Here is a 20,442-nt window from a genome sequence, read left to right on the forward strand (position 1 = left end):
ATCCACGATCTTCGTGCCGCGCGGTCAAGACGTGGATGGCCGGGTCAAGCCCGGCCATGACGGATGAAATCGATACAAGCAAAAGACCGGCCTTAGGGCCGGTCTTTTCACTTTCAATCTTACGCGCGTCACTCCGCCGCGCGGCGAGCCGCAGCGGCGGCGCGATCCATCGCATCCTTCGCGGCGTCCTTGGCATCGCCCATGGCCTGCTGGCCCTTGCCCTTCACTTCCTGCACCACGCCTTCGCCTTTCATCCGATCGGATCCGGTGGCTTCACCGACGCCCTGCTTGGCCTTGCCGATCGCCTCGTTGGCGGTGCCCTTGATCTTGTCGGTCGTGCTGCCCATGGAAATCTCCTTTCGATTTGCTTGGGATGACAACGCTGGGCGGCTATGAGGGTTCCGATTTTGGCATGGCTTGCGGCTGCGGCTTTGGGTTAGTTTGCCGCGCACGGAACCAACAGAAAGCAAGTCCCATGACCGGCCCTGACCATTCGCATTCCCACCATGACCATGGTCATCATCATGATGACCGCTGGAAACATGACGGCGTGCGGGTCATTCCCGGCAATCAGCTCGATACCAACGTGCCGTCGACAGCGGGCATGGACCGTGCGGCCGCGATCAATTTCGCCCGCGTCGGCGCCCAGAAATTGTGGGCGGGCACCGTCAGCATCAAGCCGGATGCCAAGACCGGCGCGCATCACCACGGCCATCTCGAAAGCGTCATCTATGTCGTGAAGGGCAAGGCGCGCATGCGCTGGGGCGAGAGCCTGCAATTCACCGCGGAAGCCGGCCCCGGCGACTTCATTTTCGTCCCGCCCTACGTGCCGCACCAGGAGATCAACGCCAGCCCCGACGAGGTGCTGGAATGCGTGCTGGTGCGCAGCGACGGCGAGGCGGTGGCCATCAACCTCGACATTGAGCCGGTCGAGAAGCCCGAGACGGTGCTGTGGATCGACCCGGTGCACCGGGATCCCAACGAGAAGAAGTAAGTCCCTTCAGGGCGCGGAGAGCGGCGCGACAGGGCCCCGCAGCCGGGGTCCGAAAAATTTGTCGGAAGTCATGTCGGATGGCGGCCTGGCCATCCGTCCTTGGCCAGAACCCCGCCAAGGAGCGTCCGATGCCCAAGATGATCTTCGTCAACCTGCCGGTGACCGACCTCAAGCGCGCGGCCGCCTTCTATGAGGCGGTCGGCGCGGTCAAGAACCCGCAATTCAGCGACGAGACCGCGAGCTGCATGGTCTTTTCCGAGACCATTTTCGCCATGCTGCTGACCCACGACAAATTCCGCCAGTTCACGCCCAAGCCGATCGCGGACGCCAGGACCTCGAACCAAGCGTTGTTCTGCCTGTCCGCGGACAGCCGCAGCGAGGTCGATGACATCGTTGGCAGGGCGGAGGCTGCAGGAGGCGTTGCCGATCCCAGCCCGAAGGACGAATACGGCTTCATGTACGGCCGCAGCTTCGAGGATCCGGACGGCCACATGTGGGGCGTGAACTGGATGGATCTTTCCGCCGCCCCTCTGCAGCCCGACCTGGCGAACGCCTGAGCAGAAACCGGTAGACCTCAAGAGGAGCATTCACCATGTCCAAGCTCGTGCCCTGCATGTGGTTTAACGGCGATGCCGAGGACGCTGCAAAATTCTACGTCTCGCTGGTCCCGAATTCGGCGATCACGCACGTTCAGCGCAACGTTGCGGACGGCCCGTCCGGCAAGGAAGGCTCCGTGCTCGTCGTCGAGTTCACCGTCGCCGGACAGAAGCTGGTCGCGCTCAATGGCGGCATGAAGATGGAATACACCCACGCCATCTCGCTGATGATCCATTGCGACGACCAGGCAGAGGTCGACAGCGTCTGGAACGCGTTCCTCGCCCATGGCGGCAAGGCGGAGCAGTGCGGCTGGTTGAGGGATCGCTGGGGCGTGGCCTGGCAGATCGTGCCAAAGGCGATGTTCGAGTTCCTGTCGAGCCCGGACAAGGCCGCAGCCGCGCGCGCGATGCAGGCGATGATGAAGATGGTCAAGCTGGACGTCGAGGTGCTGCGGCGCGCGTTCGAGGGCAAGTCGGCGGCGTGAGGGCGGGTCGCTCTCGCCACATACTCACTGTCATCGCCCGGCTTGACCGGGCGATCCAGTACTCCGAGACGGCAGTGATTAAACCGATGGGCCGCGGCGTACTGAATGCCCCGGTCAAGCCGGGCATGACAGCGGAATGTGAGGCGGGATTCTCGCCGGCTAATAATTAATCCGCAGCCCCACGCCGCCATGGATGGTGTTGCCGACCGGCTGCGGGCCCAGCGTGCCGTTGGCGAAGAGGTCCACGATCCAGCCCTTCTGCACGCGGAAGCCGAGGCGGCCGCCATATTCGAACCAGCCCTGGTTGCCCATGGTCGGCACCACCGTGCCCTGGCCGGTCACTGTGGCGACGATGCCGCTGTGGCTGGCGAAGGACTGCACCCAGCCGCCATTGATGTTGGTCTCGATGCTGCTGCCGAACAGATGCGTCCACTGGCCGCCGATCTTGACGAGGCTGGTGCGGTCGGTGCCATCAGCGATGCTGGCGTCGAACGGATTGAACGCCACCGCGCTGTCGCGATAGCCGGAGACGCGTTGCCAGAGCTGCCAGACCTCGATCGAGGCCGCGATCTCGTCGCGCGGCGAGAGGCGGCTCATCCAGCCGGCGCGGCCGTAAACGGCGTAGTTGGACGCGTTGGTCGAGCTCGTCACGGTCACCGGCCCGAGGCTGGTGTCGTAGCTGCGCGTGTAGCGCGCCTTCTCCCATGGGGTCAGGATCGCGCCGACGTCGAAGAACGGGCGCGACGAGCCCCAATCGGTGAAGTCGTAGCGAAGCGCGAAAGCGCCGATCGGTGCGCTCGTGATCTCGTAGCCGCGCCCTTCGTAGTGCGTATAGGCGATGCCGGCGAGCAGCGAGAGATTGTTGGTCAGCGCCTTGCGACCATGGATGCCGGCCGAGAACGAGCCGGCCGAGCCGAACGCGCTGATGCAGTCGCCGCAATTGATCTGCTCGTTGACGCCGAGCAGCACGGTGCCGAGCACCCGGTTGGTGATCATCTGATTGAAGCGCTGATTGGCAAGGCCGCCGATCGAATTGCCGCTGGAATCCGCGCCCGTCGGTCCCGACGGCGACGGAGCCGGGCTCGGTGAAGGCGACGGATAGGGGCTGGGCGATGGGGAGGGGGTCGGCGTGGGCGAGGGATTCGGCGACGGGGAATAGGTCGGGGACGGATATGGCGACGGCGAATAGGTTGGGGACGGAGTGGGCTCTGGTTCACCGCACTCGGACCCGCACTCCGAGGCCTGTGCAGCCGCCGGGCGGGCATCGAACGTGACGAGCGCAAACGCCGCAGATGCGGCCAGCGCAGCGGCAAGGATGAGGCGCCGAACGGTGAATTTCGCCATCGTCAGCGCCCGCACAGCATGGCGTCGTCCTCGACGGCAGGCGTGATGGTCGGCGAGGCGCCGGCATACTGGTTGACTGCGCACAACCCGGCGCTCGCGGCGCAATTGGCGGCGAAGGTCCAGGGCGGCGTGTTGCTCTTGGTGATGCTCACCTTGCCGCCAGTCGAGGTGATGATGGCGGTGTCGCCGGGCTGGGTGAGTTGCACGCACTGGGCGCTCTTCGTGCACACGCTGGCCGCGCCGTCCTGAAGCACAACGACGGAGCGCCCGCGCTGCGAGAGAATGTCGAGCGTGGTGCCGCGCACGCCGATGGTGGCGAGCGGTGTCGTGATCTTGTAGGCGGCCTTGTCGGAGCGTCCGGTGACGAAGCGGAAGGCGCCGGTGGTCATGCGGATCGCGACGTCACGATAGCTGTGCTCGTCGTTGAAGACGGTGCGGTCGAGCTTCAGCGTGGCGCTCGGCCCCAGTGATAGATTGGTGCTGTCGGCCATCACGAAACGCGCCGCGCTGTCGGCGCCGGTTCGCACGGTCTCGTCGCGCAGCATGCTGTCGCCGACATTGATCGGCGTCGTGGTCGCGGCGACGCGCACCACTTCGTTCTGAATGACGACAGCCTGGCCGACGCGCGTCTGCGCTTCGGCGCCGGATGCCGCACAGATTGCGGCCGTGAGCAGTGTGGAGAAAAGGCAAAAACGCAAATTCATTTCGCAACCGATCGATGTGTCCCTGATCGTACCGGATCGCGCGCGCTTCTGATGTGGCGGAATTATCACAAGCGGCGCAGGACCTGCGTCATGCTTAGTGACAGTTGCGGCAGAATGCGTTCAATGACGGGAAGCAGTTTATTTTTCTCCGCGGTGAAGCCAATTTGCCACGCAAGACAGCCCCAGAAAAGATGCGCGAATTGCCTGCGGTTCCTGAGGTGTCGCGGAGTGCAGTGATTGCTGTCGCGATCTTCCTGATCGCGCATCTGGCGCTGTTGATCGGCGTCGTCACGCCGGAAAAATTCGTGTTCGATGAGGTGCATTACGTGCCGGCGGCGCGCCAGATGCTGACGCCCGCGATGTCGCAGCCGATGCTCAATCCGATGCATCCGCCGCTGGCCAAGGAGATGATCGCGGCATCGATCGCAACGTTCGGCGACAACGCGCTTGGATGGCGTTATCCCGCGACCTTGTTCGGCGCGCTCGCGATCGTCGCGATCTATCTGTGCGGACTCGCGTTGTTCGCCGCGCAGGGGCCGGCGATCGCCGCCGCGCTGATCGCAGCCTTCAACCAGATGCTGTACGTCCAGGCGCGCATCGCGATGCTCGATGTCTTTGCGCTCGGCTTCGGCCTGCTCGCCACCGCCGCCTTCATGCATGGGTTTCGCAGAGAGCGGCCGCAAGCGCTGTTCGCGGTGGCGGGCAGCCTGTTCGGCCTTGCGGCCGCGTGTAAATGGAGCGGCCTGTTCCCGCTCGGCGTCTGCATCGTCATTGTTGCGGTGATCCGCCTGATGCAGGGCTGGCATACGCTGTTCGCCGACGCGAAGCCGGACGACTGGTATCGGCCGGAGCTTTGGCCCGGCCTGAAGCTGCATCATGTCGCGCTCTGCTTCGCCGTCCTGCCGGCATTGGCTTATCTTGCCGCCTTCGTTCCGCTCTACGGGTTATCGCTGCCGGACTTGATCGAGGCGCAGCGGCGGATCTTTGCCGACAACACCACGACGGCCATCGCCGGCCACACCTATATGAGCGCATGGCCGTCCTGGCCGCTGCTCGCGCGCCCGGTCTGGTTCCTGTTCGACAAGACCGCGGAGGACCACATCGCCGCGATCGTCTTCCTCGGCAATCCGCTCGTGCTGTGGCCGGCTCTGCCTGCACTCGCCATGGTGCTGCGCGATTTCATCGTGGCGCGGCGCTGGGATGCATTCCTGATCGCCACATTCTATTTCGGTCCCTGGCTCGCCTGGGCGTTGCTGCCGCGCACGCTGGGCTTCATCTATTACTATCTGCCGGCCGCGACCGCGGCGTCCCTGGCACTGGTCTATGTGCTGCGCCGCGAGGGTCTGCCGCGCTGGCTGTTGTGGGCTTATGTCGGCGTCGCGGCGGCCGGCTTTGCGGTGATGCTGCCGATTTCCGCGGCCTTCGTCGGCACCTCGATGGGGGGATTCAACCGGCTGATGCTGTTCCAAAGCTGGATATGATTTCGCCGCCCGCCGGGCTGCGGCAGGCGGCGTGTCTTAACTCAGGGGACGAGAGTCACTTCGCTGCGGTCTTGGTGTCCATGTTCACGACCTGGACCCGGCGGTTCATGGCGTCAGCGCCGTTGGCGGCATCCTTCAGCTTCGTCTCGCCGTAGCCGACGGTGACGAGATCGTTGCCGTTGAGGCCGTAATTCTGCATCAGGTACTTCTTGATGGTGTCGGCGCGCCGTTCGGAGAGACCTTGATTGTATGCTTCGCCACCGGTCGCGTCGGTGTGGCCGGCGACCACGAAGGTCGAGCCCTTCAGCGCCGGATCGGACAGCGCCTTGCCGAGCGCCTGCACCGAGGCCATCGAGGTCTTGGCGATGTCGGCCGAGTTGTAGTCGAACTGGATCTCCAGATCGATCTTCGGCTTGGTGGCAGCGAGCTCGGCGATCTGCTCGCGCTCGCCTGTCGAGAGCGACCGGGTCGAGCGGTTGCGCACGGTGTTCAGGAAGGTCGCCTCCTTGGCCTGCACGGTCGTATCGGTCTGGGGGCCAACGGACAGGCCGCGGGTCGCCGGCTTCGGCTTCAGCGCATCGACGATCTGGCCGGCGGAGATGTTGTTGTCGCCAGCCAGCGCAAGGCCGGCCGTCATCGACAGGACGGCTGTCAGGGTGATCGCCGTCAGTCCAAAAGACTTATTGAGATGGGTCATGGTGGTATCCTCGCTGTTACGCCTGATGGCGATTTGATGCTGCGAGCGTAGGGCAGGTTCAACAGCTCTGATGTGATCTTGGTCACATTCGAAACGGCGAGCCGAGGGCACTGTGGTCCGGTTCGATCATTCACAGTTTGCTTAGAGCCGGCCGTATTGGGTTCCGGGAAACCCGAACGTCGCAAAGGCGTCGCCTCACCGCCCGCCCGCGAACAAGAATTCGTCCAGATGTCCGCCTAACACACTTCAATCATTCGATAATTTGACGCGAGGGGAGCCGAGTTCCGTCCTGTGCCGAGGCCAAGTGACTATCAGCGCGACTATCAATTCCATCGCAGCGGCCCGCCGGATCGGACAGTGACTCTGAACGCAATGCCCATCTATATCGGTGCGGCGATGATCGCGGTGGCCATCCTGCTCTCGACACTGATCACCGGGATGACCTCCCGCTATGTCGGGCTCGAAGGGCCGACCGACGAGAACGTCTGGCTGGTCGATCGCCTCACCGGCAGTGTCTATCGCTGCCAGGCAGAAGGACGTGGCAAGGCCATCTGCGACCCGGAGGTCGCCACCGGCAGCGTCGGGGAGCGCCCAAAAGCCGCACGCTGAAAAGCGGGTATCACTGCAGCGCAGCAACGAAATTGTCTTTTCCCTGCAAACTTGTGGCTGAAGAATGGCGGTGCGTTGGCCGGCATCAGGCCGGCTGCCTACTCGAGGAGAGAACTTGATGAAGACCCTGTTGCTCGCGACGGCATTCGCCGCACTTGCTCTGTCCCCCGCATCCGCCGCCAAGATGGCGTGCACCAGTGCAAACATGGCAAAGCTCGTTGCCGGCATGGGCGGCGAAGACACGCCCGCCAAGATCGCGGCGAGGAAGTCGATGGCCGCGGCCAATTCCGACATGAGCAAGGGCAACATGCGTGGAGCATGCAAGCACTATATGAACGCCGAGAAGTCGATGGCGATGAAGAAGTAGGCTTCCGCCTGATCCCCACACGTCATGGCCGCGCTGGCAGCAGATGGCAGCGCGGCCTTTTCGTGTCCCGCTTCTTTCCTCGCGGCGAATCCCGCTACATTGCACGCTGCAATGCCCCGCACGTCCAAACCGCTTCCGCTCTCGACGACACAGGCCCGGCAGATCTGGCTGCATGCCCAGCGGCTGACCGACCGCGCTCCGTTCGGCGAAGGCGCAGAGGCCGTCTCGGCCGCTGTCGCCCATCTCGGCTATGTGCAGATCGACACCATCAACGTCATCGAGCGTTGCCATCACCACATCCTGTTCAGCCGGATCCCGACCTACCGCCGCGCCGATCTGCGCCAGGCCCAGAGCATCGATAAGACCGTGTTCGAGTACTGGACGCACGCGCTCTCCTACGTGCCGGCGAACGACTTCCGCTTCTTCCTGCCGGCGATGCGCGAGCACCGCCGCGAGGGGCACAAATGGTTCGCCGCGGTGAAGCCGGCCGACACGCGCAAGGTGATGCGGCTGCTGCGCGGCGGGCCGCTGACGATCCGTGACATCGACGACGACGTGCTCGTCGAGAAGGAGCATCTGTGGCAGAGCCGCAAGCCCTCGAAGCGGGCGCTGCAGCTCGCCTTCTATACCGGGGCGGTCACCATCAGCGCGCGCCAAGGCATGCTCAAGACCTACGAGCTGACGACGCGTCATTTCGGCTGGGACAGGCTGCCGAAGCCGGCGCCGGCAAGCGAGATCACGGCCTATCTGCTCGACCGCGCGTTGCGCTCGCAGGGCGTGGTCAGCCTCGATTCGGTCTGCCATCTCGATGCGCCCAGCAAGAAGCCGGTCGCGCGCCTGATCGCCTCGCGCGTCCGCCGCGGCGAGCTCGTGCCCGTCGCGATCGAGGGCGCCGGTAAGCAGGAGCACTGGGCTTCGCCCGCAGCGCTTGAGCCGCATGAGGTGTCGCCCGATCTCGTCCACATCCTCTCGCCGTTCGATCCCCTGATCATCCAGCGCAAGCGCACCAACCTCATCTTCGGCTACAACCACCTGTTCGAAGCTTATGTGCCGAAAGCCAAGCGCAAGCTCGGCTATTTCGCGCTGCCCGTGCTGGTCGGAGACGAGATCGTCGCCGCGCTCGATCTCAAGACCGATCGGCAGAACAAGAAGCTGTTGATGCAGAAATGGACCTGGGTCGGGCAGGGCAGGAAGACGGCGGGCCGCAAGGAGCTGAAGCGCGTGATCGAGGAGGAGCTCGACCGTTTCGAACGGTTTCAGCTCGCGGAGTGAGGCTCCGACGGCAGTCTTGTAGGGTGGGCAAAGCGAAGCGTGCCCACGTTTTGCCTATTCGATGACGAGACGTGGGCACGGCGCTACGGCGCCTTTGCCCACCCTACGGGACCGCGCATGGCAACGCGATCGATCCACATGCCAAACGCAATCCCAACCGCATAGGCCAGCAAATTCCAAAGCGAGAAGATGCGGCCGAGCAGCAACGCGCCGGCGGTGGTGAGGCGGAACGCATCGAGCCAAGGAGTATGCATCAGGCGGGAGAACTCGACGACTGCCGCGATCACTATCGCGATGGCTGCGAGCTGGCTCCGTGTCAGCCGCGGCAGCACGACTCCTGCCAGCAGAAACACCATCGTCGCCCACAGCAGCGAGCCGCCGTACTTCACGATGAACGCAGGCAGGCCGAGCGGGAAGCCGTACCAGCGAAGGGACAGCCCACAGGCAATCACTGCGAGCGCGAAAGCAGCGCGGATCAGTGAGGTCCGTAGAGGCGCAACAGGCGTGCCCGGCTGCGTCTCGTGCATTGCTTGCTCCATTGACTCTTTGCTCGCGATGCTGAAAACGGCCGCAGACCCGAAAAAAGCAACAACCCCGGGGGAAGCCATGAGCCAGACCACGACCTATGCCGGTTCCACCGGTGCCACCAAGTCGGACATCGAAACCTCGACCATCCGCGCCATCTCCTGGCGCCTGATTCCGTTCCTGGTGCTGGCCTACTTCTTCTCCTATCTCGATCGCGTCAATCTCGGCTTCGCCGCGCTGACCATGAACGCCGATCTGAAATTCACGCCGCTGATCTACTCCTGGGGCGCCGGCATCTTCTTCATCGGCTATTTCATCTTCGAAGTGCCGAGCAACCTCGCCCTGGAGAAATTCGGCGCGAGCCGCTGGATCGCCCGCATCATGGTGACCTGGGGCATCATCTCGGCGCTGATGGCGGTGGTCAGCGGCGTCACCAGCTTCTACGTCCTGCGCTTCCTGCTCGGCGTCGCCGAGGCCGGCTTTTTCCCCGGGATCATCCTCTATCTCACCTATTGGTATCCGGCCGAATATCGCGCCCGCTTCCTTGCGGCCTTCGCCGTCGCGGTGCCGGTCTCGACCGTGATCGGCGCGCCGATCTCGGGCCTGTTGCTCGGGCTCGACGGCATGATGGGCCTGAAAGGCTGGCAGTGGCTGTTCATCATCGAGGGCATCCCGTCGGTGCTGCTCGGCATCGTCACCTGGTTCTATCTCACCGACAAGCCGGAGAAGGCGGACTGGCTCTCGGCCGAGCAGAAGGCCTGGCTGAAGGCGAAGCTGGATGCGGAGATCGGGGCCAAGCAGGCGGTGAAGCATTTTTCGCTCGGCGAGGCGCTGTCTTCACCGAAGGTGATCGCGCTCAGCCTGGTCTATTTCGGCTTCGTCGGCGCGCTCTACGGCATGCAGTTCTGGCTGCCGCAGATCGTCAAGGCGTTCGGTCTCACCAACGCCCAGACTGGGTTCGTCACGGCGATCCCGTATCTGTTCGGCACCATCGCCATGATCCTGTGGGCGCGGCATTCGGATGCGAGCCGCGAGCGCGTCATGCATGTCGGCGCGCCGCTGCTGCTCACCGCAGTCGCGCTCGGCATCTCCTCCTATCTCACCGATCCCACGCTGACGATGGTGGCGCTGACGGTGGCCGCGATCGGCGTGTTCTGCTGCTTCGGTGTGTTCTGGACCCTGCCGACCGCCTGGCTGTCCGGCACGGCGGCCGCAGGCGCCATCGCGCTGATCAACTCGATCGGCAATCTCGCCGGCTTCGGCGGGCCGTACCTGATCGGCTGGGTCAAGGAAGCCACGGGCCAGACCTCGACGGGCCTCTTGGTGCTCGCCGTGCTGCCGTTGATCGCGGGCATCCTGGTGTTCGTCGGCGGACACGACAGCAAGCACGAATTCGCCGACCAGGGGCGGTGAGGGGGGGGGCACGCACGTCGCGCGCTGTACCCACCATCTTCGCCGCAGAGCGGTTCTGGTGGGCACGCTCCGCTTTGCCCACCCTACAATAACACCTCGCGGCCAAGCCTATCCCTCCTTACCACTCCTTCACGATCACGCATTCCTGATGACTGACGATTATTGACTTTTATCAGTGAACAGTCGACATTCCTCTCAATCGAGATGCAGGAGTGTCCTTCGATGTTCGTCCGGTCGATTTTGTCGAGCTATTCCAAGCTTTTCGCAGGAGCCGCGCTCGCCCTGATGGCCGTTTCGCTGGCAGGGTGCAATGATACCGTCGCCGAGAAGGCCGAGCCGCCGCGGCCGGTTCTGGTGGCAACCGCCCACTACGCTGCCGAGACCCCGGAGCGCAGCTTCGTCGGCACTATCCGTCCCAGGATCGAGAGCGATCTCGGCTTCCGCGTCGCCGGCAAGGTGGCCAAACGCCTCGTCGAAGTCGGCCAGACAGTCGAAGTCGGCCAGCCGCTCGCCACCCTCGACGAGGTCGACCTGAAGCTCCAGGCCGAGCAGGCCGTTGCCGAGCAGACCGCCGCAACCGGCGTGCTGGCCCAGGCCGCCGCCGCCGAGCAGCGCGCCAAGGACCTCAAGGCCAAGGGCTGGACCACGGACGCCCAGCTCGACCAGAGCCGCGCCGCCGCCGATGAAGCCCGTGCGCGCTTGAACCGCGCCGAGCGCTCGGTCGAGTTGACCAAGAATTCCCTTTCCTACGCGACGCTCAACGCCGACGCCCGCGGCGTCGTCACCGCAACGCTGATCGAGCCCGGCCAGGTGGTTGCCGCGGGCCAGGCTTCGATCCGTGTCGCCCGCTTTGCCGAGAAGGAAGCGGTCGTCGCGATCCCTGAAACGCTGGTTGGACGTGCCAAGTCGGGCGTCGCCAGCGTCACTCTCTGGTCCGAGCCGAACAAGAAATACACGGCCAAGCTGCGCGAGATCGCGCCGGCAGCCGATCCCGCCACGCGCACCTATCTGGCAAAGTTCTCGCTGCCCGAGGCCGACGACAAGGTCGCGCTCGGCATGACGGCGACGCTGACGCTGTCGGATGCCGCGACCGAGCGCGTCGCGCGGTTGCCGCTGTCGGCGCTCTTCAACGAAGGCGGCAAGCCCTCCTTCTACGTCGTCGACGACAACGGTGGCGTCACCCTCAAGCCGGTCACGGTGAAGTCCTACGAGAGCAAGGACGTCGTCATCACCGGAGGCGTGGACGAGGGCGCCAAGATCGTCGCCCTCGGAGTGCAGAAGCTCGATCCCGGCCAGCGGGTGCGGATCGTGTCGTCCTTGTCGTTCTGATCCGTCGTTTGAAAGTCTGGTCCTTCGGACCATCCCGGAATGACAAGAGAAGTGAGTTACGTCGTGTGAGGTGAGTTTCGGCCTTTGTCCCTAAGCAAAGGCTGAAGCGGCGAAGCGATCCAGAACCTGCCCAGCCCCCTGGATTGCTTCGCTGCCTCGCGACGACGGTTTGAGCAGAGCGGCTGTCGTTGTTTGCAACTGGATCGTCTTTCGGAGAGTGCGATGAAGCGCTTCAACCTTTCGGCCTGGGCCGTCAGCCATCCGACGCTGGTGCTCTTCCTGATGATCATCCTCGGCGTCGCCGGCTTCTTCTCCTATGAGAAGCTCGGCCGTGCGGAGGATCCGTTCTTCACGGTGAAGGTGGTCAACGTCTCCGTGATCTGGCCCGGCGCGACCGCGCAGGAAATGCAGACCCAGGTTGCCGATCCCATCGAGAAGAAGATCCAGGAGCTGCCCTATTTCGAAAAGGTGCAGACCTATTCCAAGCCCGCCTTCACCGCGCTCCAGGTCACCTTCCGCGACAACACGCCGCCGAAGGACGTGCCCTACCTCTTCTATCTCCTGCGCAAGAAGCTGGTCGACGTGCAGGGCCAGCTGCCGTCCGGCATTCTCGGGCCCGTCGTCAACGACGAGTTCTCCGACGTCGATTCCATCCTCTACATGATGACCGGCGACGGCGCCGATTATGCCCAGCTCAAGAAGGTCTCCGAAGGTTTTCGCCAGCGCCTGCTCAAGGTGCCCGGCGTGACCAAGGTCGACGTCTACGGCAACCAGGATGAGCGCATTTTCGTCGAGTTCAGCCACGCCAAGCTCGCCACGCTGGGCATCACGCCGCAGGCGCTGTTCGATTCGCTCGCCAAGCAGAACAACGTGACGCCGGCCGGCACGGTCGAGACCTCCTCGCAGCGCGTGCCGCTGCGCGTCACCGGCGCGCTCGACGGTGCCAAGGCCGTCGCCGAAACGCCGGTCGAGAGCAACGGCCGCGTGTTCCGTCTCGGCGATATCGCCACCGTCACTCACGGCTATGTCGATCCGCCGAGCTTCGTCGTGCGCCAGGAAGGCAAGCCCGCCATCGGCATCGGCGTCGTCACCGCCAAGGGCGCCAACATCCTGGATCTCGGCAAGGAGGTCGAGAAGGCGACGGCCGACTTCATGAAGGCCGTGCCGCAGGGCGTCGACGTCAAGCTGATTGCCGATCAGCCCAAGGTGGTCGAGCACGCCGTCGGCGAGTTCGTGCACTCCTTCATGGAAGCGCTCGTCATCGTGCTGTTCGTCTCGTTCCTGGCGCTCGGCTGGCGCACCGGCATCGTGGTCGCACTGTCGGTGCCCCTGGTGCTCGGCATCGTCTTCATCGTCATGAACACGATGTCGCTCGACCTGCATCGCATCACGCTCGGCGCGCTGATCATCGCGCTCGGCCTGCTCGTCGACGACGCCATCATCGCGGTTGAGATGATGGTGGTGAAGATGGAGCAGGGCTGGGACCGCATGCGTGCGGCGTCCTTTGCCTGGGAATCTACTGCGTTTCCGATGCTCACGGGGACGCTGGTCACGGCCGCTGGCTTCCTCCCCATCGGCTTTGCCAATTCCGCGGTCGGCGAATATGCCGGCAGCATATTCTGGATCGTGGCAATCGCGCTGGTCGCCTCCTGGTTCGTGGCGGTGATCTTCACGCCCTATATCGGCGTCAAGCTGCTGCCCGAGATGAAGGCGCACCACAACCATGATCCGCATGCGGTCTACGAGACCCGCATGTACCGCGGCCTGCGCGCCATCGTGAAATGGTGCGTCAACCACCGCATCACCGTGGTGGTCGCGACCGTCGGCGTCTTCGCCGCCTCGATCGTCGGCTTCGGCCAGGTCCAGCAGCAGTTCTTCCCACTCTCGGAGCGCCCCGAGCTGTTCCTGCAGCTGCGCCTTCCGGAAGGCACCGCCTTCAACGTTACCGAGAAGGCGGTGAAGAAGGCTGAGACGCTGCTCAAGGACGACAAGGACATCGAGACCTATACCGCCTATGTCGGCCAGGGCTCGCCGCGCTTCTGGCTCGGCCTCAACCCGCAGCTTCCGAACGAGGCCTTTGCCGAGATCGTCATCGTTGCCAAGGGGGTCGAGGCGCGCGAGCGCATCAAGGCCAAGATCGAGACCGCGGCCGCCGAGGGCTTCCTGACCGAGGCACGCGTGCGCGTCGACCGCTTCAATTTCGGTCCGCCGGTCGGCTTCCCCGTGCAGTTCCGCGTGATCGGCCCGGACGCCAACAAGGTCCGCGAGATCGCCTACCAGGTCCGCGACGTCATGCGGGAGAACAAGAGCGTCAAGGACGTCCAGCTCGACTGGAACGAGCAGTCGCCCTACCTCAAGCTCGTCGTCGACCAGGACCGCGCCCGCGCCATGGGCCTGACCCCGCAGGACGTCTCGCAGGCGCTGGCGATGCTGATCTCGGGCTCGCAGGTCACAACCGTGCGCGACGGCATCGAGAAGGTCGGCGTGGTCGCCCGCGCGATCCCGTCCGAGCGCCTCGACCTCGGCGGCGTCGGCGATCTCACCATCACCTCGCGCAACGGCGTCGCCGTGCCGCTGCAGCAGATCGCTCGAATTGAATATGCCCATGAGGAGCCGATCATGTGGCGGCGCAACCGCGACATGGCGATCACCGTGCGCTCCGACGTTGTCGACGGCGTGCAGGCCCCTGATGTCACCAACCAGATCACGCCGAAGCTGAAGGCGATCAAGGATCACCTCGAGCCGGCCTACCGGATCGAGCCGGGCGGCGCGTTCGAGGAATCCGCCAAGGGCAACGCCTCGATCTTCATCCTCTTCCCGGTGATGGTCATGGTGATGCTGACGCTGCTGATGATCCAGCTGCAGAGCTTCTCACGCCTGATCCTGGTGTTCCTGACCGCGCCGCTCGGCATCGTCGGTGCCTCGCTTGGCCTCAACGTCGCCAATGCCCCGTTCGGCTTCGTGGCGCTGCTCGGCCTAATCGCGCTCGCCGGCATGATCATGCGCAACACGGTCATCCTGGTCGACCAGATCGAGACCGACGTCAGCCACGGCCTGACCCGGCGCGAGGCGATCGTCGAGGCGACCGTCCGCCGTGCCCGGCCGGTGGTGCTGACGGCGCTCGCCGCCATTCTCGCCATGATCCCGCTGACGCGCTCGGCCTTCTGGGGCCCGATGGCGATCACCATCATGGGCGGCCTGTTCGTCGCGACCTTCCTGACGCTGCTGTACCTGCCGGGCCTCTACGCCCTGTGGTTCCGCAAGAGCCTGGACGAGGCCGGAACGCCCGAGCAGCCGGCCGCGCCGCAGCATGGGAGCGATGACCCGCACGCAATTCCGCTTGCCGAAGCGGCTGAATAGATGAGAAGACTGTTGACCAGCGAGTCCTGACTGATGGCCCTTGTTTCGGAACATATCGAAGTCGACACCCGGGATCGCATCCTCGAGGTGGCCGAGCGGCTGTTCCGCCAGATCGGCTACCAGAAGACGACCGTCGGCGACATCGCCAAGGAGCTCAGGATGAGCCCCGCCAACGTGTATCGCTTCTTCGAATCGAAGAAGGCGATTCACCAGGCGGTGGCCCGCTCGCTGATGGGCGAGGTCGAGCTGGAGGCACAGCGGATCGTGGCAAAGCCCGGTCCGGTCAAGGAGCGCTTCCGCGAGCTGCTCACCACCATCAATCGCATGAACACCGAGCGCTATGTCGGCGACAACAAGCTGCACGAGATGGTCGCGATCGCGATGGAGGAGGACTGGGACGTCTGCGTTGCCCATATGGAGTGCGTCGCCGGAATGATCGGCCAGATGATCGCGCAAGGCGTCGCTTCCGGCGAGTTCGAGGCGCCGGACCTGCAGCTGGCTGCGCTCTGCTCCTGCAGCGCGATGATCCGCTTCTTCCACCCCCAGATGATCGCCCAGTGCGCCACCAAGCCGGGCCCGACCATCGACCAGATGATCGATTTCGTCATCGCGGGTCTGTCGCCGCGCCACTGACGGGCGGGGCGTTTTCTCCTATAAGCAGACTGATCGCCCCGGCACGACCGCCGGAGGCGGACCGGGACGGACCCAAAAACTCCGTCATTGCCAGCGCAGCGAAGCAATCCAGACCGTCTCCGCGGAGGGATTCTGGATTGCTTCGCTGCGCTCGAAATGACGAAAGGAAGCAGCGCGTGACCGACAAAGACCTGTACTTCTACGAACCCTCCAAGGGCCACGGACTCAAGCACGACCCCTTCAACGCCATCATCGCGCCGCGGCCGATCGGCTGGATCTCCTCGCGCGACGCCAGGGGCCACGTCAACCTCGCGCCCTACAGCTTCTTCAACGCGTTCTGCTACGTGCCGCCGATCATCGGCTTCTCCTCGACCAACTGGAAGGACACGGTCGAGAACATGCAGCAGACCGGCGAGTTCGTCTGGAATCTGACGACGATGGATCTCGCCAAGCACATGAACGCGACCGCGGCGCATGTCGCCCCCGAGGTCGACGAGTTCGAGGTCGCGGGCCTCACCGCCGTGCCCGGCAAGCTCGTCAATGTCCCGCGCGTCGGCGAGAGCCCCGTCGCCTTCGAGTGCAAGGTGTCCGACATCGTCCGCCTCAAGGGCGCCAATGGCAAGGAGGCCGACGCTTGGCTGACGCTCGGCGAAGTCGTCGCCGTCCACATCGACAAGGCCTTGATCAAGGACGGTGTCTACCAGACCGCCGCCGCCCGCCCCATCGTCCGCGCCGGCCGGCGCGGCGATTATTTCGAGATCAAGCCGGAGAACATGTTCGAGATGGTCCGGCCGGACTAGGCCACTTCCGTCATTCCGGGGCGACGCGCAGCGTCGAGCCCGGAATCCATTCATCGACCAACGCTGCGGCACGATGGATTCCGGGCTCACGCTTCGCGTGCCCCGGAATGACACTGGAGAGACATTCAGCCCCCACCCCCTCCCGGAACTGCACCCCCGCCCCCGCCGTTATGGCTCGGGCGGCCGCCCGGCCGCGTCAATGTTGCAGGCGAGATGCTCGCCTCCGCCAGCCGATTTCCGCTAAAATGCCTGTTAACCGCGCCGATGCATGAGGTCCGCCATGAGCTTCCGCCGCGACACCATCACAAAGCCGATCTTCTCATGGGCGCGCGGCGTGCTGCCGGCGATGTCCGACACCGAGCGCGAGGCGCTGGAGGCGGGGGACGTCTGGTGGGATGCCGATCTCTTCACCGGCAACCCCGACTGGTCGAAGCTGCTGAAGGTCCCGCAGGCGACGCTGACGGACGAGGAGCGGGCCTTCCTCAATGGCCCAGTCGACGAGCTCTGCGCCATGCTCGATGAGTGGAAGATCTTTTGGGAATCGCGCGACCTGCCGCCGGACGTCTGGCACTTCGTCAAGCGCGAGAAATTCTTCGGCATGATCATTCCGAGGGAGTACGGCGGCCTCGGCTTCTCGCCCTACGCGCATTCGGAAGTGGTGCGCAAGATCTCGACCCGCTCGATCGCGGCCGCGGTCACCGTGATGGTGCCGAACTCGCTCGGCCCCGGCGAGCTCCTGATGCGCTTCGGCACCATTGAGCAGCAGCAGCGCTGGCTGCCGCGCCTCGCCGACGGTCGCGAGATTCCCTGCTTCGGCCTCACCAGCCCGGAAGCCGGCTCCGACGCCGCCTCGATGGTCGACACCGGCATCATCTGCAAGGGCGAATTCGAGGGTCGCGAGGTCGTCGGCCTCCGCCTCAACTGGCACAAGCGCTACATCACGCTCGGTCCGGTCGCGACGCTGCTCGGTCTCGCCTTCAAGGCCTATGATCCCGATCATCTCGTGGGGAGCCAGGAAGAGCTCGGCATCACCGTGGCGCTGATCCCGACGAACCTGCCCGGCGTCGAGATCGGGCAGCGTCATCTGCCCTCGATGCAGGTCTTTCAGAACGGCCCGAATTGGGGCCGGGACGTCTTCATCCCGCTCGACTACGTCATCGGCGGCAAGGAGCGGCTGGGGCAGGGCTGGAAGATGCTGATGACGGCGCTCGCCGCCGGCCGCGGCATCTCGCTGCCGTCGCTGTCGGCCGCCGGGGCCGCCTATGCCGCGCGCACCACCGGCGCCTATGCGCGCATCCGCGAGCAGTTCGGCATCTCGATCTCCAAGTTCGAAGGCGTCGAGGAGCCGCTCGCCCGCATCGTCGCGACCGCCTACCAGCTCGACGCCGCGCGCCGGCTCACCTGCGCGGCACTGAACGCCGGCATCCATCCCGCCGTCATCTCCGGCATCATGAAGCTGCACGCGACCGAGCGGATGCGCACCGCGGTCGACGATGCCATGGACATTCATGGCGGCAAGGCCGTGATCGACGGTCCGCAAAATTATCTGGGCAATCTCCACCGCGCCGTGCCCGTCGGCATCACAGTGGAAGGCGCCAACATCCTGACCCGCAATCTCATCGTGTTCGGACAAGGAGCTATCCGCGCCCATCCTTACCTACTCGACGAGATGAACGCGCTCGCAGATACCGATCGCGAGCGCGGCCTCGGCGCGTTCGACAAGGCGTTCTGGAAGCATGTCGGCCACAGCTTCAGGACACTCTTCCGCGCCATGGGTCGCAGCTGGACCTTTGGCGCATTCGCCCCAGTGCCCGATGCGGGCGATGCCACGCCCTTCTATCGCCAGCTCTCGCGCTACTCGGCGGCCTTTGCGCTCTGCGCCGACATGGCGCTGCTGACGCTCGGCGGCGCGCTCAAGCGCAAGGAAATGCTGTCGGCCCGCTTCGGCGACATCCTGTCCGAGCTCTATCTGCTCTCGGCCGCGCTGAAGCGCTGGCAGGACGAGGGGCGGCAGAAGGAGGATTTTGCCGCGCTGGAATGGTGCATGGCGACCGGGTTCAAAACCATCGAGAACCGGCTCGCCGAAATCCTGGCCAATCTGCCGAACCGCTTCGTCGCCGGCTTCCTCAGGCTCGTGGTGCAGCCGTTCGGCGCCCGCGTGCTCGGCCCGTCCGACCGCATCGTGCACCAATGCGCTGCCATCGTGCTGGAGCCGTCGGCGGCACGCGCGCGCCTCACGCCGGATCTGGCCCATGTCGACGACGACGGCGGCTTTGCCCGGCTGGAGCGCGCGTTCAAGCTGGTCGCGGCGACGGATGCGATCGCCAGGCGCATGCGTGCTGCGCATATCCGCGACTGGAAGGAGGCGGTGACCAAGGGCGTAATCACGCAAGCCGAGGGCGAGCAACTCGCCGCTGCCCGCGAAGCCGTCACAAAAGTGATAGAGGTCGACGATTTTGCGCCGGAGGCGCTGTCGCCGATTTACAAGAAAACCGTCAATGTGCATCAGTTCTTCCAGGAACTCGGTGAGCAGAGGGCGGCGAGCTGATGGCACGACCGGTATTCATCGTCGACGGCAGCCGGACGCCGTTCCTGAAGGCGCGTTCGGGGCCAGGGCCGTTCACGCCGGTCGCTCTCGCCGTGCAATGCGGCCGACCGCTGCTGGCGCGCCAGCCGTTCTCGCCCGATAGCTTCGACCAGGTCATCCTCGGCTGCGTCAACGTGATCGCGGACGAGATGAATCCGGCCCGCGTCGCCGCGCTACGGCTCGGCATGGGCGAGGACATGGTCGCCTTCACCGTGCAGATCAATTGCGGCTCGGGCATGCAGTCGATCGACACCGCCTACCGCTATATCCGCGAAGGCCATGCCGACATGGTTTTGGCCGGCGGCACCGAGGCGCTCAGCCACGCGCCGCTGGTCTGGCCGAATTCCGGCGTGCGCTGGTTCGCCGGCCTTGCCACCGCAAAGGGCATGGCCGCGAAGCTCGCCTCGGCGTTCAAGCTGAGGCCGCGCGATCTCAAGCCGATCATCGGCCTCGAGCGCGGCCTGACCGATCCCGTCACCGAGCTGAACATGGGCCAGACAGCCGAGGTCGTCGGCCATCTCTTCGGCATCACGCGCGCGCAGTCGGATGCCTATGCGGCCGAGAGTCATCGCCGGCTCGCGCATGCGCAAGGCGCGGGTTATCTGAAAGGCGAGGTCGAAACCGCGTTTTCCCGCGACGGCAAGTTCTTCGACCACGACGATGGCGTGCGCCCGGATTCGACGGCGGAGACGCTCGCCAAGCTCCGGCCGGTGTTCGAACGCCCATGGGGCCAGGTCACCGCCGGCAATTCCTCGCAGATCACCGACGGTGCCTCCTGGGTGATCCTCGCCTCTGACGCTGCCGTTGCAAAGCACAAGCTGACGCCGAAAGCTGCGATCGTCGACAGCCATTGGGCCGCGCTCGACCCCAGCATCATGGGGCTCGGTCCGGTGATGTCGGTGACGCCGCTGCTGAAGCGCAACGACCTCACCCTCAAGGACGTCGAGACCTGGGAGCTGAACGAGGCTTTTGCAACGCAAGTGCTCGGCTGTCTCGCCGCCTGGAATGACGACAAGTTCTGCCGCGAAATATTGCGGCTCGACGGCGCGGCCGGCGAGATCGACCGCGAGCGGCTGAACGTCGACGGCGGCGCGATCTCGCTCGGCCATCCCGTCGGCACCTCCGGCAATCGCATCGTGCTGCATCTCGTCAACGCGATGAAGCGGCTCGGCACGCGGCGCGGAATTGCCACCGAATGCATCGGCGGCGGGCTCGGCGGCGCCATGCTGATCGAGGCGGTATGACC

General features: G+C 64.8%; 19 protein-coding genes. 14 read left to right on the forward strand and 5 right to left on the reverse strand.

Annotated features, from left to right (window positions below; all coding sequences use genetic code 11):
- Positions 1–128 precede the first annotated feature (128 nt).
- Entirely contained in the window at positions 129–347 is a 219-nt protein-coding gene (locus tag N2605_RS05220) for a CsbD family protein (RefSeq protein WP_036013900.1), read from the reverse strand.
- Between the two features lie 128 nt (positions 348–475).
- On the opposite strand from N2605_RS05220, the gene N2605_RS05225 reads away from it, so the two are divergent.
- The 3 genes from N2605_RS05225 (at position 476) to N2605_RS05235 (ending at position 2,075) form a co-directional block, all read left to right on the forward strand.
- Positions 476–994, forward strand: a complete 519-nt coding sequence (locus tag N2605_RS05225; RefSeq protein ID WP_036024770.1) for a cupin domain-containing protein — start codon at positions 476–478, stop codon at positions 992–994.
- A gap of 128 nt (positions 995–1,122) precedes the next feature.
- The gene (locus N2605_RS05230; RefSeq protein ID WP_036024775.1) at positions 1,123–1,551 is read left to right on the forward strand and encodes a VOC family protein; all 429 of its coding nucleotides are present in this window, start codon (positions 1,123–1,125) and stop codon (positions 1,549–1,551) included.
- 35 nt (positions 1,552–1,586) lie between these two features.
- Entirely contained in the window at positions 1,587–2,075 is a 489-nt protein-coding gene (locus N2605_RS05235) for a VOC family protein (RefSeq protein ID WP_036024771.1), read from the forward strand.
- Between the two features lie 159 nt (positions 2,076–2,234).
- On the opposite strand, the gene N2605_RS05240 is transcribed toward N2605_RS05235, so the two are convergent.
- Positions 2,235–3,419, reverse strand: coding sequence for a hypothetical protein (locus N2605_RS05240; RefSeq protein WP_036024776.1), 1,185 nt, complete (start codon positions 3,417–3,419; stop codon positions 2,235–2,237).
- Positions 3,420–3,421: 2 nt separating this feature from the next.
- Positions 3,422–4,123, reverse strand: a complete 702-nt coding sequence (locus N2605_RS05245) for a FecR family protein (RefSeq protein WP_057026234.1) — start codon at positions 4,121–4,123, stop codon at positions 3,422–3,424.
- Positions 4,124–4,314: 191 nt separating this feature from the next.
- On the opposite strand from N2605_RS05245, the gene N2605_RS05250 reads away from it, so the two are divergent.
- Positions 4,315–5,604 carry a phospholipid carrier-dependent glycosyltransferase gene (locus N2605_RS05250; RefSeq protein WP_225115085.1) on the forward strand — a complete coding sequence of 430 codons (1,290 nt, stop codon included), beginning with the start codon at positions 4,315–4,317 and terminating at the stop codon, positions 5,602–5,604.
- A gap of 55 nt (positions 5,605–5,659) precedes the next feature.
- Here the strand turns inward: N2605_RS05250 and N2605_RS05255 are convergent, their stop codons facing one another.
- Positions 5,660–6,301 (reverse strand): OmpA family protein, encoded by a 642-nt coding sequence (locus N2605_RS05255; RefSeq protein WP_260345984.1) that lies wholly within the window; start codon positions 6,299–6,301, stop codon positions 5,660–5,662.
- A gap of 372 nt (positions 6,302–6,673) precedes the next feature.
- On the opposite strand from N2605_RS05255, the gene N2605_RS05260 reads away from it, so the two are divergent.
- The 3 genes from N2605_RS05260 to N2605_RS05270 all read left to right on the forward strand — a co-directional run bounded on the left by N2605_RS05260 (position 6,674) and on the right by N2605_RS05270 (position 8,549).
- Complete coding sequence (locus tag N2605_RS05260; protein WP_036013890.1) at positions 6,674–6,910, forward strand: hypothetical protein; 237 nt, start codon at positions 6,674–6,676, stop codon at positions 6,908–6,910.
- Between the two features lie 118 nt (positions 6,911–7,028).
- Entirely contained in the window at positions 7,029–7,277 is a 249-nt protein-coding gene (locus N2605_RS05265; protein ID WP_036013887.1) for a hypothetical protein, read from the forward strand.
- Positions 7,278–7,388: 111 nt separating this feature from the next.
- Positions 7,389–8,549, forward strand: a complete 1,161-nt coding sequence (locus tag N2605_RS05270) for a winged helix-turn-helix domain-containing protein (protein ID WP_225128112.1) — start codon at positions 7,389–7,391, stop codon at positions 8,547–8,549.
- An 83-nt stretch (positions 8,550–8,632) separates the two neighbouring features.
- On the opposite strand, the gene N2605_RS05275 is transcribed toward N2605_RS05270, so the two are convergent.
- Positions 8,633–9,076 (reverse strand): ribosomal maturation YjgA family protein, encoded by a 444-nt coding sequence (locus N2605_RS05275; protein ID WP_225115082.1) that lies wholly within the window; start codon positions 9,074–9,076, stop codon positions 8,633–8,635.
- Positions 9,077–9,155: 79 nt separating this feature from the next.
- Between N2605_RS05275 and N2605_RS05280 the strand changes: the two genes are divergently transcribed.
- From N2605_RS05280 to N2605_RS05310, 7 genes are all read left to right on the forward strand, one after another.
- Complete coding sequence (locus N2605_RS05280) at positions 9,156–10,487, forward strand: MFS transporter (RefSeq protein WP_260345987.1); 1,332 nt, start codon at positions 9,156–9,158, stop codon at positions 10,485–10,487.
- A gap of 222 nt (positions 10,488–10,709) precedes the next feature.
- Positions 10,710–11,816 (forward strand): efflux RND transporter periplasmic adaptor subunit, encoded by a 1,107-nt coding sequence (locus tag N2605_RS05285; RefSeq protein ID WP_057026237.1) that lies wholly within the window; start codon positions 10,710–10,712, stop codon positions 11,814–11,816.
- 222 nt (positions 11,817–12,038) lie between these two features.
- Positions 12,039–15,176 (forward strand): efflux RND transporter permease subunit, encoded by a 3,138-nt coding sequence (locus N2605_RS05290; RefSeq protein WP_057026238.1) that lies wholly within the window; start codon positions 12,039–12,041, stop codon positions 15,174–15,176.
- Between the two features lie 33 nt (positions 15,177–15,209).
- Positions 15,210–15,809 (forward strand): TetR/AcrR family transcriptional regulator, encoded by a 600-nt coding sequence (locus N2605_RS05295; RefSeq protein WP_036024783.1) that lies wholly within the window; start codon positions 15,210–15,212, stop codon positions 15,807–15,809.
- A 176-nt stretch (positions 15,810–15,985) separates the two neighbouring features.
- Complete coding sequence (locus tag N2605_RS05300) at positions 15,986–16,609, forward strand: flavin reductase family protein (protein WP_036024785.1); 624 nt, start codon at positions 15,986–15,988, stop codon at positions 16,607–16,609.
- 280 nt (positions 16,610–16,889) lie between these two features.
- Positions 16,890–19,157 (forward strand): acyl-CoA dehydrogenase, encoded by a 2,268-nt coding sequence (locus N2605_RS05305; protein WP_260345988.1) that lies wholly within the window; start codon positions 16,890–16,892, stop codon positions 19,155–19,157.
- Positions 19,157–20,440, forward strand: coding sequence for an acetyl-CoA C-acetyltransferase (locus N2605_RS05310; protein WP_260345989.1), 1,284 nt, complete (start codon positions 19,157–19,159; stop codon positions 20,438–20,440). Before N2605_RS05305 ends, N2605_RS05310 begins: the two co-directional genes overlap by 1 nt.
- Positions 20,441–20,442: the final 2 nt, after the last annotated feature.

Origin of the sequence: Bradyrhizobium yuanmingense (assembly GCF_025200905.1) — a bacterium.
Classification (GTDB): Bacteria; Pseudomonadota; Alphaproteobacteria; order Rhizobiales; family Xanthobacteraceae; genus Bradyrhizobium; species Bradyrhizobium yuanmingense.

Excerpts from the sequence above, each read along its gene's own strand:
- N2605_RS05280 (WP_260345987.1), top strand. The coding sequence starts at position 9,156 with ATGAGCCAGACCACGACCTATGCCGGTTCCACCGGTGCCACCAAGTCG.
- N2605_RS05270 (WP_225128112.1), top strand. The coding sequence starts at position 7,389 with ATGCCCCGCACGTCCAAACCGCTTCCGCTCTCGACGACACAGGCCCGG.
- N2605_RS05220 (WP_036013900.1), bottom strand. The coding sequence starts at position 347 with ATGGGCAGCACGACCGACAAGATCAAGGGCACCGCCAACGAGGCGATC.
- N2605_RS05265 (WP_036013887.1), top strand. The coding sequence starts at position 7,029 with ATGAAGACCCTGTTGCTCGCGACGGCATTCGCCGCACTTGCTCTGTCC.
- N2605_RS05260 (WP_036013890.1), top strand. The coding sequence starts at position 6,674 with ATGCCCATCTATATCGGTGCGGCGATGATCGCGGTGGCCATCCTGCTC.
- N2605_RS05250 (WP_225115085.1), top strand. The coding sequence starts at position 4,315 with ATGCGCGAATTGCCTGCGGTTCCTGAGGTGTCGCGGAGTGCAGTGATT.
- N2605_RS05275 (WP_225115082.1), bottom strand. The coding sequence starts at position 9,076 with ATGCACGAGACGCAGCCGGGCACGCCTGTTGCGCCTCTACGGACCTCA.
- N2605_RS05310 (WP_260345989.1), top strand. The coding sequence starts at position 19,157 with ATGGCACGACCGGTATTCATCGTCGACGGCAGCCGGACGCCGTTCCTG.
- N2605_RS05225 (WP_036024770.1), top strand. The coding sequence starts at position 476 with ATGACCGGCCCTGACCATTCGCATTCCCACCATGACCATGGTCATCAT.
- N2605_RS05235 (WP_036024771.1), top strand. The coding sequence starts at position 1,587 with ATGTCCAAGCTCGTGCCCTGCATGTGGTTTAACGGCGATGCCGAGGAC.
- N2605_RS05245 (WP_057026234.1), bottom strand. The coding sequence starts at position 4,123 with ATGAATTTGCGTTTTTGCCTTTTCTCCACACTGCTCACGGCCGCAATC.
- N2605_RS05285 (WP_057026237.1), top strand. The coding sequence starts at position 10,710 with ATGTTCGTCCGGTCGATTTTGTCGAGCTATTCCAAGCTTTTCGCAGGA.
- N2605_RS05255 (WP_260345984.1), bottom strand. The coding sequence starts at position 6,301 with ATGACCCATCTCAATAAGTCTTTTGGACTGACGGCGATCACCCTGACA.
- N2605_RS05290 (WP_057026238.1), top strand. The coding sequence starts at position 12,039 with ATGAAGCGCTTCAACCTTTCGGCCTGGGCCGTCAGCCATCCGACGCTG.
- N2605_RS05240 (WP_036024776.1), bottom strand. The coding sequence starts at position 3,419 with ATGGCGAAATTCACCGTTCGGCGCCTCATCCTTGCCGCTGCGCTGGCC.
- N2605_RS05305 (WP_260345988.1), top strand. The coding sequence starts at position 16,890 with ATGAGCTTCCGCCGCGACACCATCACAAAGCCGATCTTCTCATGGGCG.
- N2605_RS05230 (WP_036024775.1), top strand. The coding sequence starts at position 1,123 with ATGCCCAAGATGATCTTCGTCAACCTGCCGGTGACCGACCTCAAGCGC.
- N2605_RS05295 (WP_036024783.1), top strand. The coding sequence starts at position 15,210 with ATGGCCCTTGTTTCGGAACATATCGAAGTCGACACCCGGGATCGCATC.